Genomic DNA, 1614 nt, shown 5'->3' on the forward strand with positions numbered 1-1614 from the left:
CGCCGACCCGGCCATGGGCGTGCTGTCGGCGATGTTCCACGCCGGCCCCGACGACTCCCTGGACGCCATCGTCCACGCACACGACAAGATCGCGGAAAAGGACCGAGCGGTCGCCCGCCGTTACCATGACTGGGTGAGCGCGCTGATCCCCGAGGCGGTCCGCAAGTCGCTGGAGGAGAAGATGAAGACCGAGTCCCGCTGGTACAGCGAAACCGCCCGAGCCTGGATCGCCGAAGGCAAAGCCGAGGGAGAGGCCAAGAGCGTGCTGCTGATCCTCGAGGCCCGAGGAATCAAGGCGACACAGGAACAGCGGCAGCGCGTCCTCGACTGCACGGACCTCGACCAACTGGAGACATGGGTCCGCCGAGCCGCCACGGTCTCCTCGGCCGACGAACTGTTCAACTGACACGACAGACACAACAGGCACAAGCGTCCGACACGGCCTGAGCCGTCAGGCTCAGGCCGCTGGCGTGAACCCGCAGCCGACGAGCGGGCACCGCCAAGTGCAGCGCAACTGTCAGCTTGGTGAGGAGCACGAGGTAGCAGCGACCGGGCCGGCCCACCCCCGGAACTCATCTGTGTGAGGGATCGGGCTGAAGGGGGCAGATTATGTGCGCGGATCGTCGTGAGATGCAGGACGGGCCGGTGACGGGCGATGGGACCGGCGGGAGCAGCCGTGACGGCAGGAGCAGAGCCCGGTCGTATGTCAACTAACCGCCTTGCCCGACCGTGACGGTCGAGCCTCTCGGAGCAAGCCTCTCAGATGCGGGCCGAAGTGGTGCCAGATGAGCGTTTCGTTCTTGGCTCAGCTGGCCTGTTGCTGTCGGGTTTCGTCGTAGCGGCGCCGCCATGCTGCGCAGCGTTCGATGTAGTCGGGGAGGTGGTGGGTCTGCGCGTGGTCGGCGGACCAATCGTCGTCGCCTACTTCTGCGGTGGGGCTGCAGACGTAAACCCAACCGTGGCGGCCGTCCGCCAGGTCCAAGCGCTTGAGGTCGTACAAGGGGTTCTCAACGGCGTCCAGTAGTCGCCACTCGTCGGGTGTGAGGCCGGTGAGCAGGTAGCCGCGGGCTGTGGTGTCGCCGGGGACCAGGCCAGGGCGAACGCGCCAGGCAGGGGGCGACGCGCCACCCTGCGGCGGCCGCGGGGGTGTGGGCGGGGACGCGGTCGATGAGAGTGAACAGGACCTCAGGCAGCTGGAGGCTTGCGTAGACGAGCAGGGCTGCCGGGTCCGCCGATAGGCGGTCCGTCCGGCCAGAGCCGGGCCAGGTCGGTCGGGGTGAGCGGGTCCCGGTATGCGGCATGGAGTACCTCCCGCACTATCCCGGCGTCCGCGTCGGCAAGGGCGGCGAACCAGTCGAATCCGGCCGGGTAGGCCCACATGTACGTGCGATGGGCGGGGTCGGCGCCCCGATCGGTGAGGTAGCCGGCGATCGCCTTGTCGCTCCACCACGGGACGCACGCGCGCAGGTGGTCGGCGCACTCGGCGGCGGGGATTCCGGCGTTGACGGCGCGGTGGACCTGGCCGAGCACCAGCTGTGTGCAGTGGGCCAGGCGGACGCGGGCGATGAGGACCTTGTCGTCGGGCAGGACGAACAGGGGCCAGGCCTGGGCGAG

The 1614-nt window shown here is 68.8% G+C and carries 1 protein-coding gene and 2 pseudogenes; 1 reads left to right on the forward strand and 2 read right to left on the reverse strand.

Features of this window, described 5'->3' with window-relative positions:
- A pseudogene (locus ABD879_RS32510) lies at nt 1-406 on the forward strand (hypothetical protein); the annotation flags it as partial.
- A gap of 399 nt (nt 407-805) precedes the next feature.
- Here ABD879_RS32510 and ABD879_RS32515 read toward each other — a convergent pair.
- Both ABD879_RS32515 and ABD879_RS32520 read right to left on the reverse strand, forming a co-directional pair.
- A complete protein-coding gene (locus ABD879_RS32515) occupies nt 806-1000 on the reverse strand; it encodes a hypothetical protein (RefSeq protein WP_345025628.1) in 195 nt (64 codons plus the stop codon).
- 185 nt (nt 1001-1185) lie between these two features.
- Nucleotides 1186-1614, reverse strand: a pseudogene (locus ABD879_RS32520) (hypothetical protein); the annotation flags it as partial.

It is taken from the genome of Actinomadura keratinilytica (assembly GCF_039539665.1).
In the GTDB taxonomy this organism is placed as follows: Bacteria; Actinomycetota; Actinomycetes; order Streptosporangiales; family Streptosporangiaceae; genus Spirillospora; species Spirillospora keratinilytica.